Origin of the sequence: Muricoccus vinaceus, from assembly GCF_042433125.1 — a bacterium.
Classification (GTDB): Bacteria; Pseudomonadota; Alphaproteobacteria; order Acetobacterales; family Acetobacteraceae; genus Roseomonas; species Roseomonas vinacea.
Genome location: NZ_JBHLVZ010000075.1, coordinates 1 through 15,415, shown reverse-complemented (window position 1 = coordinate 15,415; position 15,415 = coordinate 1). Strand labels below are relative to the sequence as shown.

Genomic DNA, 15,415 nt, shown 5'->3' with positions numbered 1-15,415 from the left:
CTTCGCCATCCGCGAGGGCGGCCGCACCGTCGGCGCCGGCGTCGTCGCGAGCATCGAGAAGTAGGAACCAGCCCGCCCTCCAGGGCGGCGGCAGGGAAGGGCGGGCCACCGGAAGGTGGCCCGCCCTTTCCCGTTCCGGCCCCTCGTCCCCGGGGCTGGACAAGCCACCCGCCCCCAAGGACAACCGCCCCCTGGGGCGCCGGCACGAAGGCGCGGGCACGGAGGCGGAGACCGGCATGGCCGAACAGGTCGGCGTGGAACTGGCCGGTTTCTGGCCGCGGCTCGCGGCCCAGGTGCTGGACGCCGCCTGGATGCTCCCCCTCGGACTCATCCTGGTCATGACGGGCGAGGCGCTGCGGGGCGAGGAAGGCCTGTCGCCGGGCTCCGACATCCTCCTCCAGCTCATCTCCGCCCTGATCATCCTCCTCTTCTGGGTCACCCGGCAGGCCACCCCCGGCAAGCAACTCATGCGGCTGCGCGTGGTGGACGCCGAAACCGGCGGCACGCCTCCCTGGCCGCGCCTGGTCGCCCGCTACCTCGGCTACATCCTGTCCAGCATCCCCCTCGGCCTGGGCTATCTCTGGATGATCTGGGACCCCCGCCGGCAGTGCTGGCACGACCGCATCGCCCGCACCCTGGTGGTGCAGGACCCTCCGCCCGGCCGCTGAACGCCGCGCACCCCCTCGACAGCCGGCGCGCCTTGCCTTAAGGCACGGCCCCTGCGTGGCCCGCCTAGGGGCGTAGCTCAATTGGCTAGAGCGCCGGTCTCCAAAACCGGAGGTTGGGGGTTCGAGACCCTCCGCCCCTGCCAGGGTCCTACCGGGGCGGGCCGCGCATGACGCGCATCTGAGCATCCCGCTCGCCGATCACCGCGCCGCGGAGTCCAGCCAGCCTCCCTCGGGAGGTTCCGGGACCCGGCGCCAGGAGGGGCCCTGACGTGGCCGGTTTCAATCCCGCAGGCTACCTGCGCGACGTGCGGCAGGAGATCGGCCGGGTCACCTGGCCGAGCCGCAAGGAAACGCTGATCACCACCGGGCTGGTGCTGGCGCTCTCCGCGCTGGCCGCCGTGTTCTTCCTGGTGGCGGATTGGCTCATCCAACTCGGCATGCGCCTGCTGTTCGGATTCGCCTGAAGCCTTAGCTTCAAGGCCGTCACAGGTTTCGGCGCCGCGCCGGAGGCCGGGGCCGATCCCCGGGCCGGAGGCGGGGCGCCACAGGATTGGGAGCGTCGCCGCCATGGCCGACAAGAAGTGGTACGTGGTCCACGTCTATTCGGGCTTCGAGAAGAAGATCGCGAGCCAGATCAAGGAGCAGGCCGCCCAGAAGGGCCTGGCCGACCGGATCGAGGACGTGCTGGTTCCTTCCGAGGACGTGGTGGAGGTCCGCCGCGGCCAGAAGATCAACACCGAGCGCAAGTTCTTCCCCGGCTATGTCCTGGTGAAGATGGAGATGACCGACGAGGCCTGGCACCTCGTGAAGGACACCCCCAAGGTCACGGGCTTCCTGGGCGCGCGCAACAAGCCGAGCCCGATCCCGGAGCGCGAGGCCATGCGCATGCTCCAGCAGGTGCAGGACAACGCCGAGAAGCCCCGCCGCCCCTCCATCACCTTCGAGGTCGGCGAGAACGTCCGGGTCGCCGACGGCCCCTTCACCTCCTTCAACGGCGTGGTGGAGGAAGTGGACGAGGAGAAGGGCCGCGTGAAGGTTTCCGTCTCCATCTTCGGCCGCGCCACCCCGGTCGAGCTCGAATACGGGCAGGTCGAGAAGGCCTGATCCCCCCACCGGCCCGGCCTCGCGCCGGGCCGGCGGCTTGACGCCGTGCGGGCGGCATGGTGCGGACACCGTTTCCGCACCGAGGCCACGTCATGCGCGTCCCCACCCCCAACCCCCCGCCGGGCATCATCGGCCACAACCGGTCGATGCTGACGCCCAACTACTGCGTCTTCCCGGCCGAGGGCATCATGGACAGCCTGCTGCCGAACTGGCCGGGCTGCATCATACGCTTCCAGACCAGCCGCCAGATGGGCGCCCGCTTCGCCCAGGCCCTGATGATCCTCCCGCCCGGCGCCGGCAGCGCGGGCCCGGTGGACGACGGCGTCCAGGCCTTCCTCTACGTCCAGGCCGGCACCATCGAGGTCACGGTGGAGGGCGCCACCCACAGCCTCGCTCCCGGCGGCTACGCCTATGTCCCCCAGGGCACCCCCTATGCCCTGCGCAACGCGGGCGCGGAGGAGGCGCGGGCCATCTGGGTGCGCAAGCCCTACCAGCCCGCCGCTGGGGTGGCGGCGCCGAAGGTCATCACCGGCCACCGCGACACCGCGCTGCGCGAGGACAGCGGTCCCCGCTGGCGCCTCTGCCTGCTGGGCCTGCGCGAGATGCCCATGGACTTCGAGATGAACATCATGTGCTACGCGCCGGGTGCCCATTTCTGGTGCGTCGAGACGCATGTGATGGAGCACGGCATGGTCATGCTCCAGGGCCAGGCCCTGCAGCTCCTCGGCCGCGACTGGCACGAGCTCTGGACCGGCGACTTCACCTGGATGGGCCCCTACGTCCCGCAGCAGATCTACGCCACCGGCAACGAGGCCTGCGAGTATCTCCTCTACAAGGACGTCAACCGCGACGTGATCTGACCGGGCGCCGCACACGCGGCGGGGGAGGGAAGGGCGCCGCGCGCCGGATTTGCCCTGGACTCCCGCCCCGCCCCCGCCTATACGCCGCTTCCGCGCCGGCCGGGCTGGGGTTCACCCCGCCCGGCCGCCGCGCGTTTGCCCCGCCATGGGGCAGCAGGAACGCGGGAGGTCCGGCCCCAGCCTAGCGGGGCGGGCCGCAGGCACCGCGGGCCTCCGAATACACAGGAGAGTGCCAGGGCATGGCGAAGAAGATCGTCGGCTACATCAAGCTGCAAATCCCGGCGGGCAAGGCCAATCCTTCCCCGCCCGTGGGCCCCGCGCTGGGTCAGCGCGGCCTGAACATCATGCAGTTCGTCAAGGAATTCAACGCGGCGACGCAGGGCATGGAGCCGGGCACCCCGACCCCGGTCGTGATCACCGCCTTTTCGGACCGCACCTTCTCCTTCATCACCAAAACGCCCCCGAACACCTACTTCCTGCTCAAGGCGGCCAAGCTCGAGAAGGGCAGCCAGACCCCGGGCAAGGGCGGCGCGGTCGGCCGGGTGACCAAGTCCCAGCTCGCCGAGATCGCCAAGGTGAAGATGAAGGACATGAACTGCGAGTCCGAGGACGCCGCGGTTCGTATGCTGGCCGGGTCCGCCCGCGCCATGGGCATGGTTGTGGTGGAGGGCTGATCCGATGGCCAAGCAGGGCAAGCGTCTCCGCAAGATCAACGAGGGCCTGGACCTCGACAAGTCGCTCGGCCTCGCCGAGGCGATCTCGACGGTGAAGACCACCGCCAACGCCAAGTTCGACGAGACCATCGAGATCTCGATGAACCTCGGCATCGACCCCCGCCACGCCGACCAGATGGTCCGCGGCGTGGTCGGTCTGCCGAACGGCACCGGCAAGACCGTCCGCGTCGGCGTCTTCGCCCGCGGCCCGAAGGCCGAGGAGGCCCAGGCCGCCGGTGCGGACGTGGTCGGCGCCGAGGACCTGATGACCGCGGTGCAGGAAGGCAAGATCGACTTCGACCGCTGCATCGCCACCCCGGACATGATGGGCCTCGTCGGCCGCCTGGGTAAGATCCTCGGTCCGCGTGGCCTGATGCCGAACCCCAAGCTCGGCACCGTCACCATGGACGTCCGCGGCGCGGTCACCGCCGCCAAGGCCGGCCAGGTGGAGTTCCGCGCCGAGAAGGCCGGCATCGTCCATGCCGGCATCGGCAAGGCGAGCTTCGAGGCCGACAAGCTGCTCGAGAACGCCAAGGCCTTCGTGGACGCCATCCAGCGCGCCCGCCCGGCCGGCGCCAAGGGCACCTATGTCAAGAAGGTCGCCGTGTCCTCCTCCATGGGCCCCGGCATCAAGGTGGACGTGAGCTCCCTCACGGCCTGAGAGAATTCGCGCCGCCCGTTCAGGGCGGCGCGGGCAGGGCGGGTCTAGACCCGCCTGACCTGTCCGAGACCCGGTGTGGCCGCCCCTTCTCAGGAAGGCAGGCCTTGAAGCGCAAGCGCAACGGGGAGACGGGGTGCCAGAGACGATGACCTATGGGGGTCCCCCCTGGGCTTGGCTTGGCTTCCGGCTTGAATCTGACAGGCGAACCGGGGCGTCCCCATGCGGGGGCGCCCTTGCGTGAACCGGCCGGTGCCCCTCCACAAGGCCCCGGTTATTCGTAGGAGACGGGAATGGACCGTTCGGAGAAGACCGCGTTCGTCGCCTCCCTCGGTTCGGTGTTCGCCGACACCTCCTTCGTGCTCGTCGCCCAGAACAATGGGCTGACGGTCGCGGCGGTGGATGATCTGCGGCGCCGGATGCGGGCGGCTGGCGCGACGTACAAGGTCGCCAAGAACCGGCTGGCCAATCTCGCCCTCGACGGCACCCGCTTCCAGGGCATCTCGCCGCTGCTGAAGGGTCCGACCGCGCTCGCGTGGTCGAAGGATCCGGTGGCCGTGGCGAAGACCGCCGTGGAGTTCGCCAGGGGTAACGACAAGTTCGTCATCCTGGGCGGGGCGCTCGGCACGCAGACCCTCGACGTCAACGGCGTCAAGGCTCTGTCCGAGCTTCCCTCGCTCGAAACGCTCCGGGCGCAGCTCCTGGGTCTGATCCAGACCCCGGCGACGCGCATCGCGGGCGTGCTGCAGGCTCCGGCCGGGCAGCTGGCGCGGGTGTTCAAGGCCTATTCCGACAAGGATTCGGCCGGCGAGGGCGCGGAAGCCGCCTGAAACGCCATGACCCCGGCCCGGTTGCGCACGGCGCTCCAGGTCAGGGTTGCAAACTTCAAGCCAAGCCACTAGATCAGGGAACACAAAGACATGGCCGATCTTGCCAAGCTCGTTGACGAGCTCTCGACCCTCACCGTCCTGGAGGCTGCCGAGCTCTCCAAGATGCTCGAGGAGAAGTGGGGCGTTTCCGCCGCCGCTCCCGCCGCCGTGGCTGCCGCCCCGGCCGCTGGTGGCGGTGCCGCTGCCGCGCCCGCCGAGGAGCAGACCGAGTTCACCGTGACGCTTGCCGCCGCCGGCGACAAGAAGATCAACGTGATCAAGGAGATCCGCACCATCACCGGCCTGGGCCTCAAGGAGGCCAAGGATCTGGTCGAGGGTGCTCCGAAGGTCGTGAAGGAAGGCGTCTCCAAGGATGAGGCGGAGAAGATCCGCAAGGTCCTCGAAGAGAACGGTGCAAAGGTCGAGGTCAAGTAAGACCGCGACCCGCGATCTCCTGGCCTATCCCCGTCCCGGGGCGGGCCAGGGGAACAAGATGTGCGAAGGGCCGGGTGGAAACCATTGGGTTTCCGCCCGCGCCTGTTTTCGCCGGATGGCCGGGGCCGTCCGGTGGCTTACGGGGGATCGGGGCGCGCGGCGGCGCCCAGGGTCGCCCGGAGAGGTTGAAGAGGACGCAGGGCTGGCATGAACGCGATCTCGAAGGGTTTTGAGGGCAAGGGCTTCACCGGGCGCAAGCGCATCCGCAGGTCCTTCGGGCGGCTGCCCGAGGTGGCGCCGATGCCAAACCTCATCGACGTGCAGCGCGCCTCCTACGAAGGCTTCCTGCAGGCCGAGGTTTCGCCGGAAATGCGCGCCAACGCCGGTCTCCAGGAGGTCTTCAAGGGCGTCTTCCCGATCAACGACTTCGCTGGTCGTGGCTCCCTGGAGTTCGTGCGCTACGAGTTCGAGGAAGCCAAGTACGACGTGGAGGAGTGCATCCAGCGCGGGCTGACCTATGCCGCCCCGCTGAAGGCCCATCTGCGCCTGATCGTCTGGGACATCGACGAGGACACCGGCAGCCGCTCCATCCGCGACATCAAGGAGCAGGGCGTCTACATGGGCGACATCCCGCTCATGACGGACAACGGCACCTTCATCGTCAACGGCACCGAGCGCGTCATCGTTTCCCAGATGCACCGCTCTCCCGGCGTGTTCTTCGACCACGACAAGGGCAAGACGCATTCCTCGGGCAAGTACCTCTTCGCCGCCCGCGTGATCCCCTACCGCGGCTCGTGGCTCGACTTCGAGTTCGACGCCAAGGACATCTGCTACGTCCGCATCGACCGCAAGCGCAAGCTGCCGGCGACGACTCTGCTCTATGCCCTCGACTCCACCGAGACCCAGGCCAAGCGCGCCGAGCGCGACACGCCGCTGGAGCTCGGCGAGGTCCGCGGCATGGACGCGCAGGAGATCCTGTCCACCTTCTACAAGCAGGTCGTCTTCGCCCATGGCAAGCAGGGCTGGTCGCGCCCCTATGAGCCCGAGGCCTTCCGCGGCCTGAAGCTCACCGAGGACCTGGTGGATGCCTCCACCGGCCAGGTGGTGGCTGCCAAGGACACCAAGCTCAACCCCCGCGCCGCCCGCAAGATCGCCGAGGAGGGCACCAAGGAGGTGCTCGTCTCCCGTGCCGATTTGCTGGGTCGCTACGTGGCCGAGGACCTGGTGGACATGTCCACCGGCGAGATCCACGCCGAGGCCGGCGAGGAGCTGACCGAGCCCAAGCTGGCGGCCATCGAGGCGGCCGGCTACGACCGCCTGCCCACGCTGGCGATCGACGCTTCCGTCGGCCCCTGGATCCGCAACACCCTCGCGGTGGACAAAAACTCCAACCGCGACGACGCGCTGATGGACATCTACCGGGTCATGCGCCCGGGCGAGCCGCCGACGCCAGAGACCGCCGAGACCCTGTTCCGCGGCCTCTTCTTCGACGGCGAGCGCTACGACCTCTCGGCCGTCGGCCGCGTGAAGATGAACATGCGCCTCGGCTTCTCCCTGGAGGAGGCGCCGGACACGCAGCGCACCCTCCGCAAGGAGGACATCCTGGCCACCGTCCGCACGCTCCAGGAGCTGAAGGACGGCAAGGGCCAGATCGACGACATCGACAACCTCGGCAACCGCCGGGTGCGCTCGGTCGGCGAGCTGATGGAGAACCAGTACCGCGTGGGCCTGCTCCGCATGGAGCGCGCCATCAAGGAGCGTATGGGCTCCGTCGACATCGACACGGTGATGCCGACCGACCTGATCAACGCCAAGCCCGCGGCCGCCGCGGTGCGCGAGTTCTTCGGCTCCTCCCAGCTCTCCCAGTTCATGGACCAGACCAACCCGCTCTCCGAGGTGACGCACAAGCGCCGCCTCTCGGCGCTTGGTCCGGGAGGCCTGACCCGCGAGCGTGCCGGCTTCGAGGTGCGCGACGTGCACCCGACGCATTACGGCCGCATCTGCCCGATCGAGACGCCGGAAGGCCCGAACATCGGCCTGATCAACAGCCTCGCGACCTTCGCCAAGGTCAACAAGTACGGCTTCATCGAGACGCCGTACCAGATGGTCCGCGACGGCAAGATCACCGGCGAGCCCCGCTACCTCTCCGCCATGGAGGAGGAGCGCCTCGTGGTGGCGCAGGCCGATGCCGAGGTGGACCGCGAGACCGGCGAGTTCCGCTCGGACCTCGTCTCCGTCCGCCAGGGCAGCGACTTCCGCCTCGTCAAGCCCGAGGAGGTGACGGCGATCGACGTCTCGCCGAAGCAGCTCGTCTCGGTCGCCGCCGCGCTCATCCCCTTCCTTGAGAACGACGACGCCAACCGCGCGCTGATGGGCTCGAACATGCAGCGCCAGGCGGTGCCGCTGGTCCGCTCCGACGCGCCGCTGGTGGGCACGGGCATGGAGGCCGCCGTTGCGCGGGACTCCGGCGCCTCCATCGTCGCCCGCCGCGACGGCGTGGTGGACAGCATCGACGGCGCCCGCATCGTGGTGCGCGCAACCGGCGAGGACGGCACCACCCAGGGCGTCGACATCTACCGCCTGCGCAAGTTCCAGCGCTCCAACCAGTCCACCTGCATCAACCAGCGCCCGCTGGTCCGCGTGGGCGACGAGGTGCGCGCCGGGGACATCATCGCCGACGGTCCCTCGACCGAGCTGGGCGAGCTGGCGCTGGGCCGCAACGCCCTCTGCGCCTTCATGCCCTGGAACGGGTACAACTTCGAGGACAGCATCCTGATCAGCGAGCGCATCGCCCAGGACGACGTCTTCACCTCGATCCACATCGACGAGTTCGAGGTCTCGGCCCGCGACACCAAGCTGGGCCAGGAAGAGATCACCCGCGACATCCCCAATGTCGGCGAGGAAGCGCTCCGCAACCTCGACGAGGCCGGCATTGTCTACATCGGCGCCGAGGTGCAGCCGGGCGACATCCTGGTCGGCAAGGTGACGCCCAAGGGCGAGAGCCCGATGACGCCGGAGGAGAAGCTCCTCCGCGCCATCTTCGGCGAGAAGGCGAGCGACGTGCGCGACACGTCCCTGCGCCTGCCGCCGGGCGTCTCCGGCACGATCGTGGACGTGCGCGTCTTCTCCCGCCGCGGCGTGGACAAGGACGAGCGCGCCATGGCGATCGAGCGCGCCGAGATCGAGCGCCTGGCCAAGGACCGCGATGACGAGCGCCTGATCCAGGAGCGGAGCTTCACGGGCCGCCTCCGGGAGATCCTGCTGAACCGCAAGGCGGCCGGTGGCTTCAAGGGCGTGAAGCAGGGCACGGTCATCACCGACGAGGTGCTGGGCGAGTTCAACCGCATGACCTGGCGCCAGATCGGCGTCTCGGACGACGGCGCCCAGGCGCAGCTCGAGGCCCTGAAGCGCGAGTTCGACGCGGCGGTCGAGCGCCTCCAGAAGCGCTTCGAGAGCAAGGTCGAGAAGCTGCAGCGCGGCGACGAGCTGCCGCCCGGCGTGATGAAGATGGTCAAGGTCTTCGTCGCGGTGAAGCGCAAGCTCCAGCCCGGCGACAAGATGGCGGGCCGGCACGGCAACAAGGGCGTGGTGTCCCGTGTCGTCCCGATCGAGGACATGCCCTTCCTGGAGGACGGCACCCCCGTCGATCTCGTGCTGAACCCGCTGGGCGTGCCGTCGCGCATGAACATCGGCCAGATCCTCGAGACGCATCTGGGCTGGGCCTGCGCCAATCTCGGCAAGCAGGTCGGCGAGCTGGTGGAGGACTACCGGCGCGCCGGGGCCGCCCGCGAGGCGCTGATCGAGAAGCTGCGCGACGTCTATGGCGACGAGATCACCGACCGTGACATCGTCAACATGAGCGAGCACCAGCTTCTGGAGCTTGGCGACAACCTCAAGCGCGGCATCCCCATCGCGACCCCCGTCTTCGACGGCGCCCGGATCTCGGACATCGAGGCCATGCTGACCAAGGCCGGCCTCGACACCTCCGGCCAGGTGCAGCTCGTGGACGGCCGCACGGGCGACCTGTTCGAGCGCAAGGTGACGGTGGGCTACATCTACATGCTCAAGCTGCACCACCTGGTGGACGACAAGATCCACGCGCGTTCCATCGGTCCCTACTCGCTCGTCACCCAGCAGCCGCTGGGCGGCAAGGCGCAGTTTGGCGGCCAGCGCTTCGGCGAGATGGAGGTCTGGGCGCTCGAGGCTTACGGCGCCGCCTACACGCTGCAGGAGATGCTGACGGTGAAGTCGGACGACGTGTCCGGCCGCACCAAGGTCTACGAGGCCATCGTCCGCGACCAGGACAGCTTCGAGGCCGGCATCCCCGAGAGCTTCAACGTTCTGACCAAGGAACTGAAGTCCCTCGGCCTGAACGTGGATCTCGAGAACCGCGGAAGCTGATCTCCGCCTGACAGGATCGCGCCGGCCCCATCCCAGCGGGGCCGGCCGTTGATATTGCCCTGCGGCGTGGCAGGGCAGGCTGGACGCAGAAGGAAGGCCCCATGAACGAGCTGATGAAGATCCTTGGCCAGACCGGCCAGGCCGTCACCTTCGATCAGATCAAGATCACCATCGCCTCCCCGGAGCAGATCCGCTCCTGGTCCTATGGCGAGATCAAGAAGCCCGAGACGATCAACTACCGCACCTTCAAGCCGGAGCGGGACGGGCTGTTCTGCGCGCGCATCTTCGGTCCGATCAAGGACTACGAGTGCCTGTGCGGCAAGTACAAGCGGATGAAGTTCCGCGGCATCATCTGCGAGAAGTGCGGCGTCGAGGTGACGCTGGCCAAGGTCCGGCGCGAGCGCATGGGCCATATCGAGCTGGCCTCCCCCGTCGCCCACATCTGGTTCATGAAGTCCCTCCCGAGCCGCGTCGGCCTGATGGTCGACATGTCTCTGAAGGAGCTGGAGAAGGTCCTCTACTTCGAGAGCTACGTCGTCCTTGAGCCGGGCCTGACCGACCTCAAGCTGCACCAGCTGCTGACCGAGGACGCCTTCCAGACCAAGCAGGACGAGTTCGGCGAGGATGCCTTCACCGTCGGCATCGGCGCTGAGGCCGTGAAGCAGATGCTGACCGGCATCGACCTCGGCAAGGAGAGCGCGCGCCTGCGCGCCGACCTCAAGGAGACGACCTCCGAGGCCAAGCGCAAGAAGCTGGTCAAGCGCCTGAAGCTGATCGAGTCCTTCGCCGAGGGCGGCGCCCGCCCGGAGTGGATGATCCTCGACGTCGTGCCGGTGATCCCGCCCGAGCTGCGCCCGCTGGTGCCGCTGGACGGCGGCCGCTTCGCGACCTCCGACCTGAACGACCTGTACCGCCGCGTCATCAACCGCAACAACCGCCTCAAGCGGCTGATCGAGCTGCGCGCGCCCGACATCATCGTGCGCAACGAGAAGCGCATGCTGCAGGAGGCGGTGGACGCCCTCTTCGACAACGGCCGCCGCGGCCGCGCCATCACGGGTGCCAACAAGCGTCCGCTGAAGTCGCTGTCCGACATGCTCAAGGGCAAGCAGGGCCGCTTCCGCCAGAACCTGCTCGGCAAGCGCGTGGACTATTCCGGCCGTTCCGTGATCGTGGTCGGTCCCGAGCTGAAGCTGCACCAGTGCGGCCTGCCCAAGAAGATGGCGCTCGAGCTGTTCAAGCCCTTCATCTACTCCAAGCTCGAGAAGTACGGCCACGCCACCACCATCAAGGCCGCGAAGCGGATGGTGGAGAAGGAGCGTCCCGAGGTTTGGGACATCCTCGAGGAGGTGATCCGCGAGCACCCGGTGATGCTGAACCGGGCGCCGACGCTGCACCGCTTGGGCATCCAGGCCTTCGAGCCGATCCTGGTCGAGGGCAAGGCGATCCAGCTCCACCCGTTGGTCTGCACGGCCTTCAACGCGGACTTCGACGGCGACCAGATGGCCGTGCACGTCCCGCTGAGCCTTGAGGCCCAGCTGGAGGCGCGCGTGCTGATGATGTCCACCAACAACATCCTCAGCCCCGCCAACGGCAAGCCGATCATCGTGCCGTCGCAGGACATCGTGCTCGGGCTGTACTACCTGAGCCTGGAAACCCCCGAGTTCCGCACCGACAAGGCGCGGATCGAGGCCGTGCGCGCCACGATCGAGGGGCTGGCCGGCAAGGACGGCTCCAAGCTGACGGAGGAGCAGCGCGACGCGCTGAACTTCCGCCCGCACGTGTTCCGCGACCTCGGCGAGGTGGAGCAGGCGCTGGCCGGCGGCCAGGTGAACCTGCACACCGCCATCATCGCCAGCGTCACCGGCTTCACCGAGGACGGCAAGCCGAAGCGCGAGACGGCCGTCACCACGCCGGGCCGCCTGATGATGGGCGCCCTGCTGCCCACGCACCCGAACGTGCCCTACTCCATCATCAACCGGCAGCTGACCAAGCGCAGCATCTCGGACGTGATGGACGCGGTGTACCGCCACTGCGGCCAGAAGGAGTCGGTGATCTTCGCCGACCGCCTGATGGGCCTGGGCTTCCGCAACGCGGCCAAGGCCGGCATCTCCTTCGGCAAGGACGACATGATGATCCCGGCCTCCAAGGCCGAGATGATCGATCGCACCAAGGGCGAGGTGAAGGAGTTCGAGCAGCAGTATCTCGACGGCCTGATCACCGCCGGTGAGCGCTACAACAAGGTGGTGGACGCCTGGTCGCGCGCGACCGAGGAGGTCGCCGGCGCCATGATGAAGGAGATCTCGCGCCAGGAAGCGGGCAAGCAGACCAACTCGGTCTGGATGATGTCCCATTCCGGTGCCCGCGGCTCGCCGGCGCAGATGCGCCAGCTGGCCGGCATGCGCGGCCTGATGGCCAAGCCCTCGGGCGAGATCATCGAGCAGCCGATCATCTCGAACTTCAAGGAAGGCCTGACCGTCCTCGAATACTTCAACTCCACCCATGGCGCCCGCAAGGGCCTCGCGGACACGGCGCTGAAGACGGCGAACTCGGGCTACCTGACCCGCCGCCTCGTGGACGTGGCGCAGGACTGCATCATCGTCGACAACGACTGCGGCACGGAGCGCGGCATCACGGTGCGTGCCGTGATGGACGGGGGCGAGGTCGTGTCCTCCCTGTCCGAACGCATCCTGGGCCGTACGATCCAGCGCGACGTGCTGAACCCGGAGACGGGCGAGGTGGTCGCCGCGCGCGATACGCTGGTGGACGAGGTCGCGGCCGACGCCGTGGAGCAGTCCGGCGCGGAAGAGGTCTATATCCGCTCCGTGCTGACCTGCGACGCGCGGCAGGGCGTCTGCGGCATGTGCTACGGGCGCGACCTTGCCCGCGGCACCCCGGTGAACACCGGTGAGGCGGTCGGCGTGATCGCCGCTCAGTCCATCGGCGAACCGGGCACGCAGCTGACCATGCGCACCTTCCACATCGGCGGCGCCGCCCAGCGCTCGGCGGAGCAGTCCCATGTGGAGGCGACCAGCGACGGCTCGGTGAAGGTCCTGAACAAGGCCGTCGTCGTGAACAGCGAGGGCGCCAACATCGTCATGGCCCGCAACTGCGAGATCGTGCTGAGCGATGCGCAGGGCCGTGAGCGCGCCCGGTACCGTGTTCCCTACGGTGCGCGGCTGCTGGTCGAGGACGGCGCCGAGGTGGCCCGTGCCCAGAAGCTGGCCGATTGGGACCCCTTCACCCTGCCGATCATCATCGATCGCGCGGGCGTGGTGGAGTACACGGACCTGATCGAGGGCTTCACCCTCTATGAGGAGACGGACCCGGTGACGGGCCTCACCTCGAAGGTGGTGCGCGAGCCGGTCGAGCGGGCCAAGAACGCCAATCTCCGCCCCAGCATGGTGCTGCGGGAAGGGGGCAAGGTGGTGGCGCAGTTCGCGCTGCAGCCCTCCTCCATCCTGAACGTGGAGAACGGGGCGACGGTCCATGCCGGCGACGTCATCGCCCGCCTGCCGCGCGAGTCCTCCAAGACCCGCGACATCACGGGCGGTCTGCCCCGCGTCGCGGAGCTCTTCGAGGCTCGCCGTCCCAAGGATGCCGCCATCATCAGCGATGTCGACGGGCGCGTGGAGTTCGGCAAGGACTACAAGGCCAAGCGCCGGATCGTGGTGGTGCCGGACGCGGTGGGCGACGAGCAGCCGGCCTCGCGCGAGTACCTGGTGCCCAAGGGCAAGCACGTCTCCGTCCAGGAGGGCGACTACGTCCGTGCCGGCGACCCGCTGGTGGACGGCCCGCGCGTGCCCCACGACATCCTGCGCGTGCTGGGCGTCGAGGCGCTGGCGAACTACTTGGTCAACGAAATCCAGGACGTCTACCGGCTGCAGGGCGTGAAGATCAACGACAAGCACATCGAGGTGATCGTTCGCCAGATGCTGCAAAAGGTCGAGATCCTCGAGCCTGGCGACACGACCTACCTGATCGGCGAGCAGGTGGACCGCATCGAGTTCGACATCGAGAACGAGAAGCGCCTGGAGGTGAAGGAGCGGCCCGCGCGGGCCGAGCCGGTGCTCCAGGGCATCACCAAGGCCAGCCTGCAGACCAACTCCTTCATCTCCGCCGCCTCCTTCCAGGAGACGACGCGGGTGCTCACCGAGGCGGCCGTGGCCGGCAAGGTGGACCGCCTGGAGGGCCTGAAGGAGAACGTCATCGTCGGGCGCCTGATCCCGGCCGGGACGGGCTCGGTCATGAACCGCCTGCGCGCGCTTGCCGCGCAACGCGACAAGGGCCGCCTGCCGGCCGGTCAGGCCGCGCTGCCTTCGGGCAACACGGACGGCCGCCAGGCCGCCGAGTAAGGAGCAGGGGCGGCCCTCGGGCCGCCCCACGTTTTGGTGGGGGCGGGGATGCAACCCTGCGCCCACCCAGCCACACAAGGCCCAAAGCGCTTGACTCATGGGGTGAGGGGGGGTAGGTGTCCGGCCCTCCACGACCCCCAACGGCAGCGCCAGGGGATCGAACGAGTTTGGACGACCCTTCCGCGTCCCCGGTGCCGCCGCTCCTTGAACCCCGTGTTCTCTGGACGGTTTAGGCCGGAGACGGAGAGTAGCCCGCAGGATCGCAGACGCGGTCACGCGGGCTCCTTCGCTTGGACGCAGGGCGGTCAGTCACAGAGACGGGTCACGAAGGGGCGTCATGCCGACGATTAACCAGCTCATCGCGCAGGGGCGCGAGCCGAAGCCGAGCCGCAACAAGGTGCCGGCGCTGCAGAACTGCCCCCAGAAGCGCGGCGTCTGCACGCGGGTCTACACCACCACGCCGAAGAAGCCGAACTCGGCCCTTCGTAAGGTCGCCAAGGTGCGCCTGACGAACGGCTACGAGGTGGTGAGCTATATCCCCGGCGAGGGCCACAACCTTCAGGAGCATTCGGTTGTCCTGATCCGCGGCGGCCGCGTGAAGGACCTTCCGGGTGTGCGCTACCACATCCTGCGCGGCGTGCTCGACACGCAGGGCATCGCCAAGCGTCGCCAGCGCCGGTCGCTGTACGGCGCCAAGCGGCCGAAGTGAGGAACTGAGAGATGTCGCGTCGCCATCGCGCAGAGAAGCGCGAAGTTCTGCCGGATCCGAAGTTCGGTGACGTCGTGCTCAGCCGTTTCATGAACGTGCTGATGTATGACGGCAAGAAGAGCACCGCCGAGGGCATTGTCTATGGCGCCATGGACACCCTGAAGCGCCGCGGTGGCCAGAACGCCGACCCGCTCCGCTTGTTCCACGAGGCCATGGACAACGTGAAGCCGGCCGTCGAGGTGCGTTCCCGTCGGGTCGGCGGCGCCACCTACCAGGTTCCGGTGGAGGTTCGCCCCGAGCGCCGCCAGGCCCTCGCGATCCGCTGGCTCATCGAGTCCGCCCGCAAGCGGGGCGAGCACACGATGGAAGACCGGCTCTCCGCCGAGCTGATGGACGCCGCGAACAACCGCGGCTCCGCGGTGAAGAAGCGCGAGGACACGCACCGGATGGCCGAGGCCAACAAGGCCTTCAGCCACTACCGCTGGTAAGCACCGATCACGGCGCCGCCTCTGCGGCGTCCACCCACAGGCGCCGCTCCCGCGGCGGCAACCCCTTTCAAGTCCCATCCGGGCAGAGGCTAGATCATGGGTAAGGCGAAGTTCGAGCGGAACAAGCCGCACTGCAACATTGGCACGATTGGCCATGT

General features: G+C 68.4%; 12 protein-coding genes and 1 tRNA gene. All 13 read left to right on the top strand.

The genetic code is table 11. The features are described 5' to 3' along the window. Positions 1-236 precede the first annotated feature (236 nt). The 13 genes from ACFFIC_RS21400 to rpsG all read left to right on the top strand — a co-directional run bounded on the left by ACFFIC_RS21400 (position 237) and on the right by rpsG (position 15,257). A complete protein-coding gene (locus tag ACFFIC_RS21400) occupies positions 237-668 on the top strand; it encodes an RDD family protein (protein ID WP_377054147.1) in 432 nt (143 codons plus the stop codon). Between the two features lie 66 nt (positions 669-734). Then, a tRNA-Trp gene (locus tag ACFFIC_RS21395) sits at positions 735-811 on the top strand. A gap of 126 nt (positions 812-937) precedes the next feature. Continuing rightward, positions 938-1,132 (top strand): preprotein translocase subunit SecE, encoded by a 195-nt coding sequence (gene secE / locus ACFFIC_RS21390; RefSeq protein ID WP_377054145.1) that lies wholly within the window; start codon positions 938-940, stop codon positions 1,130-1,132. A 103-nt stretch (positions 1,133-1,235) separates the two neighbouring features. Continuing rightward, a complete protein-coding gene (gene nusG / locus ACFFIC_RS21385; RefSeq protein ID WP_377054143.1) occupies positions 1,236-1,772 on the top strand; it encodes a transcription termination/antitermination protein NusG in 537 nt (178 codons plus the stop codon). A 92-nt stretch (positions 1,773-1,864) separates the two neighbouring features. Continuing rightward, positions 1,865-2,632 (top strand): (S)-ureidoglycine aminohydrolase, encoded by a 768-nt coding sequence (allE, locus tag ACFFIC_RS21380; protein ID WP_377054141.1) that lies wholly within the window; start codon positions 1,865-1,867, stop codon positions 2,630-2,632. Between the two features lie 239 nt (positions 2,633-2,871). Then, positions 2,872-3,306, top strand: coding sequence for a 50S ribosomal protein L11 (gene rplK / locus ACFFIC_RS21375; RefSeq protein WP_377054139.1), 435 nt, complete (start codon positions 2,872-2,874; stop codon positions 3,304-3,306). Between the two features lie 4 nt (positions 3,307-3,310). Next, the gene (gene rplA / locus ACFFIC_RS21370) at positions 3,311-4,006 is read left to right on the top strand and encodes a 50S ribosomal protein L1 (RefSeq protein WP_377054137.1); all 696 of its coding nucleotides are present in this window, start codon (positions 3,311-3,313) and stop codon (positions 4,004-4,006) included. Positions 4,007-4,296: 290 nt separating this feature from the next. Then, the gene (gene rplJ / locus ACFFIC_RS21365) at positions 4,297-4,833 is read left to right on the top strand and encodes a 50S ribosomal protein L10 (protein ID WP_377054135.1); all 537 of its coding nucleotides are present in this window, start codon (positions 4,297-4,299) and stop codon (positions 4,831-4,833) included. Positions 4,834-4,923: 90 nt separating this feature from the next. Further along, positions 4,924-5,307: a 50S ribosomal protein L7/L12 gene (gene rplL / locus ACFFIC_RS21360; protein ID WP_377054133.1), complete on the top strand. Its 384-nt coding sequence runs from the start codon at positions 4,924-4,926 to the stop codon at positions 5,305-5,307. Positions 5,308-5,514: 207 nt separating this feature from the next. Continuing rightward, on the top strand, positions 5,515-9,708 hold the full coding sequence (gene rpoB / locus ACFFIC_RS21355) for a DNA-directed RNA polymerase subunit beta (RefSeq protein WP_377054131.1): 4,194 nt from the start codon (positions 5,515-5,517) through the stop codon (positions 9,706-9,708). Positions 9,709-9,809: 101 nt separating this feature from the next. Next, complete coding sequence (gene rpoC, locus ACFFIC_RS21350; RefSeq protein ID WP_377054129.1) at positions 9,810-14,060, top strand: DNA-directed RNA polymerase subunit beta'; 4,251 nt, start codon at positions 9,810-9,812, stop codon at positions 14,058-14,060. A gap of 337 nt (positions 14,061-14,397) precedes the next feature. Next, complete coding sequence (gene rpsL, locus ACFFIC_RS21345) at positions 14,398-14,769, top strand: 30S ribosomal protein S12 (protein WP_043839686.1); 372 nt, start codon at positions 14,398-14,400, stop codon at positions 14,767-14,769. Positions 14,770-14,780: 11 nt separating this feature from the next. Next, a complete protein-coding gene (gene rpsG / locus ACFFIC_RS21340; protein ID WP_043839687.1) occupies positions 14,781-15,257 on the top strand; it encodes a 30S ribosomal protein S7 in 477 nt (158 codons plus the stop codon). Positions 15,258-15,415: the final 158 nt, after the last annotated feature.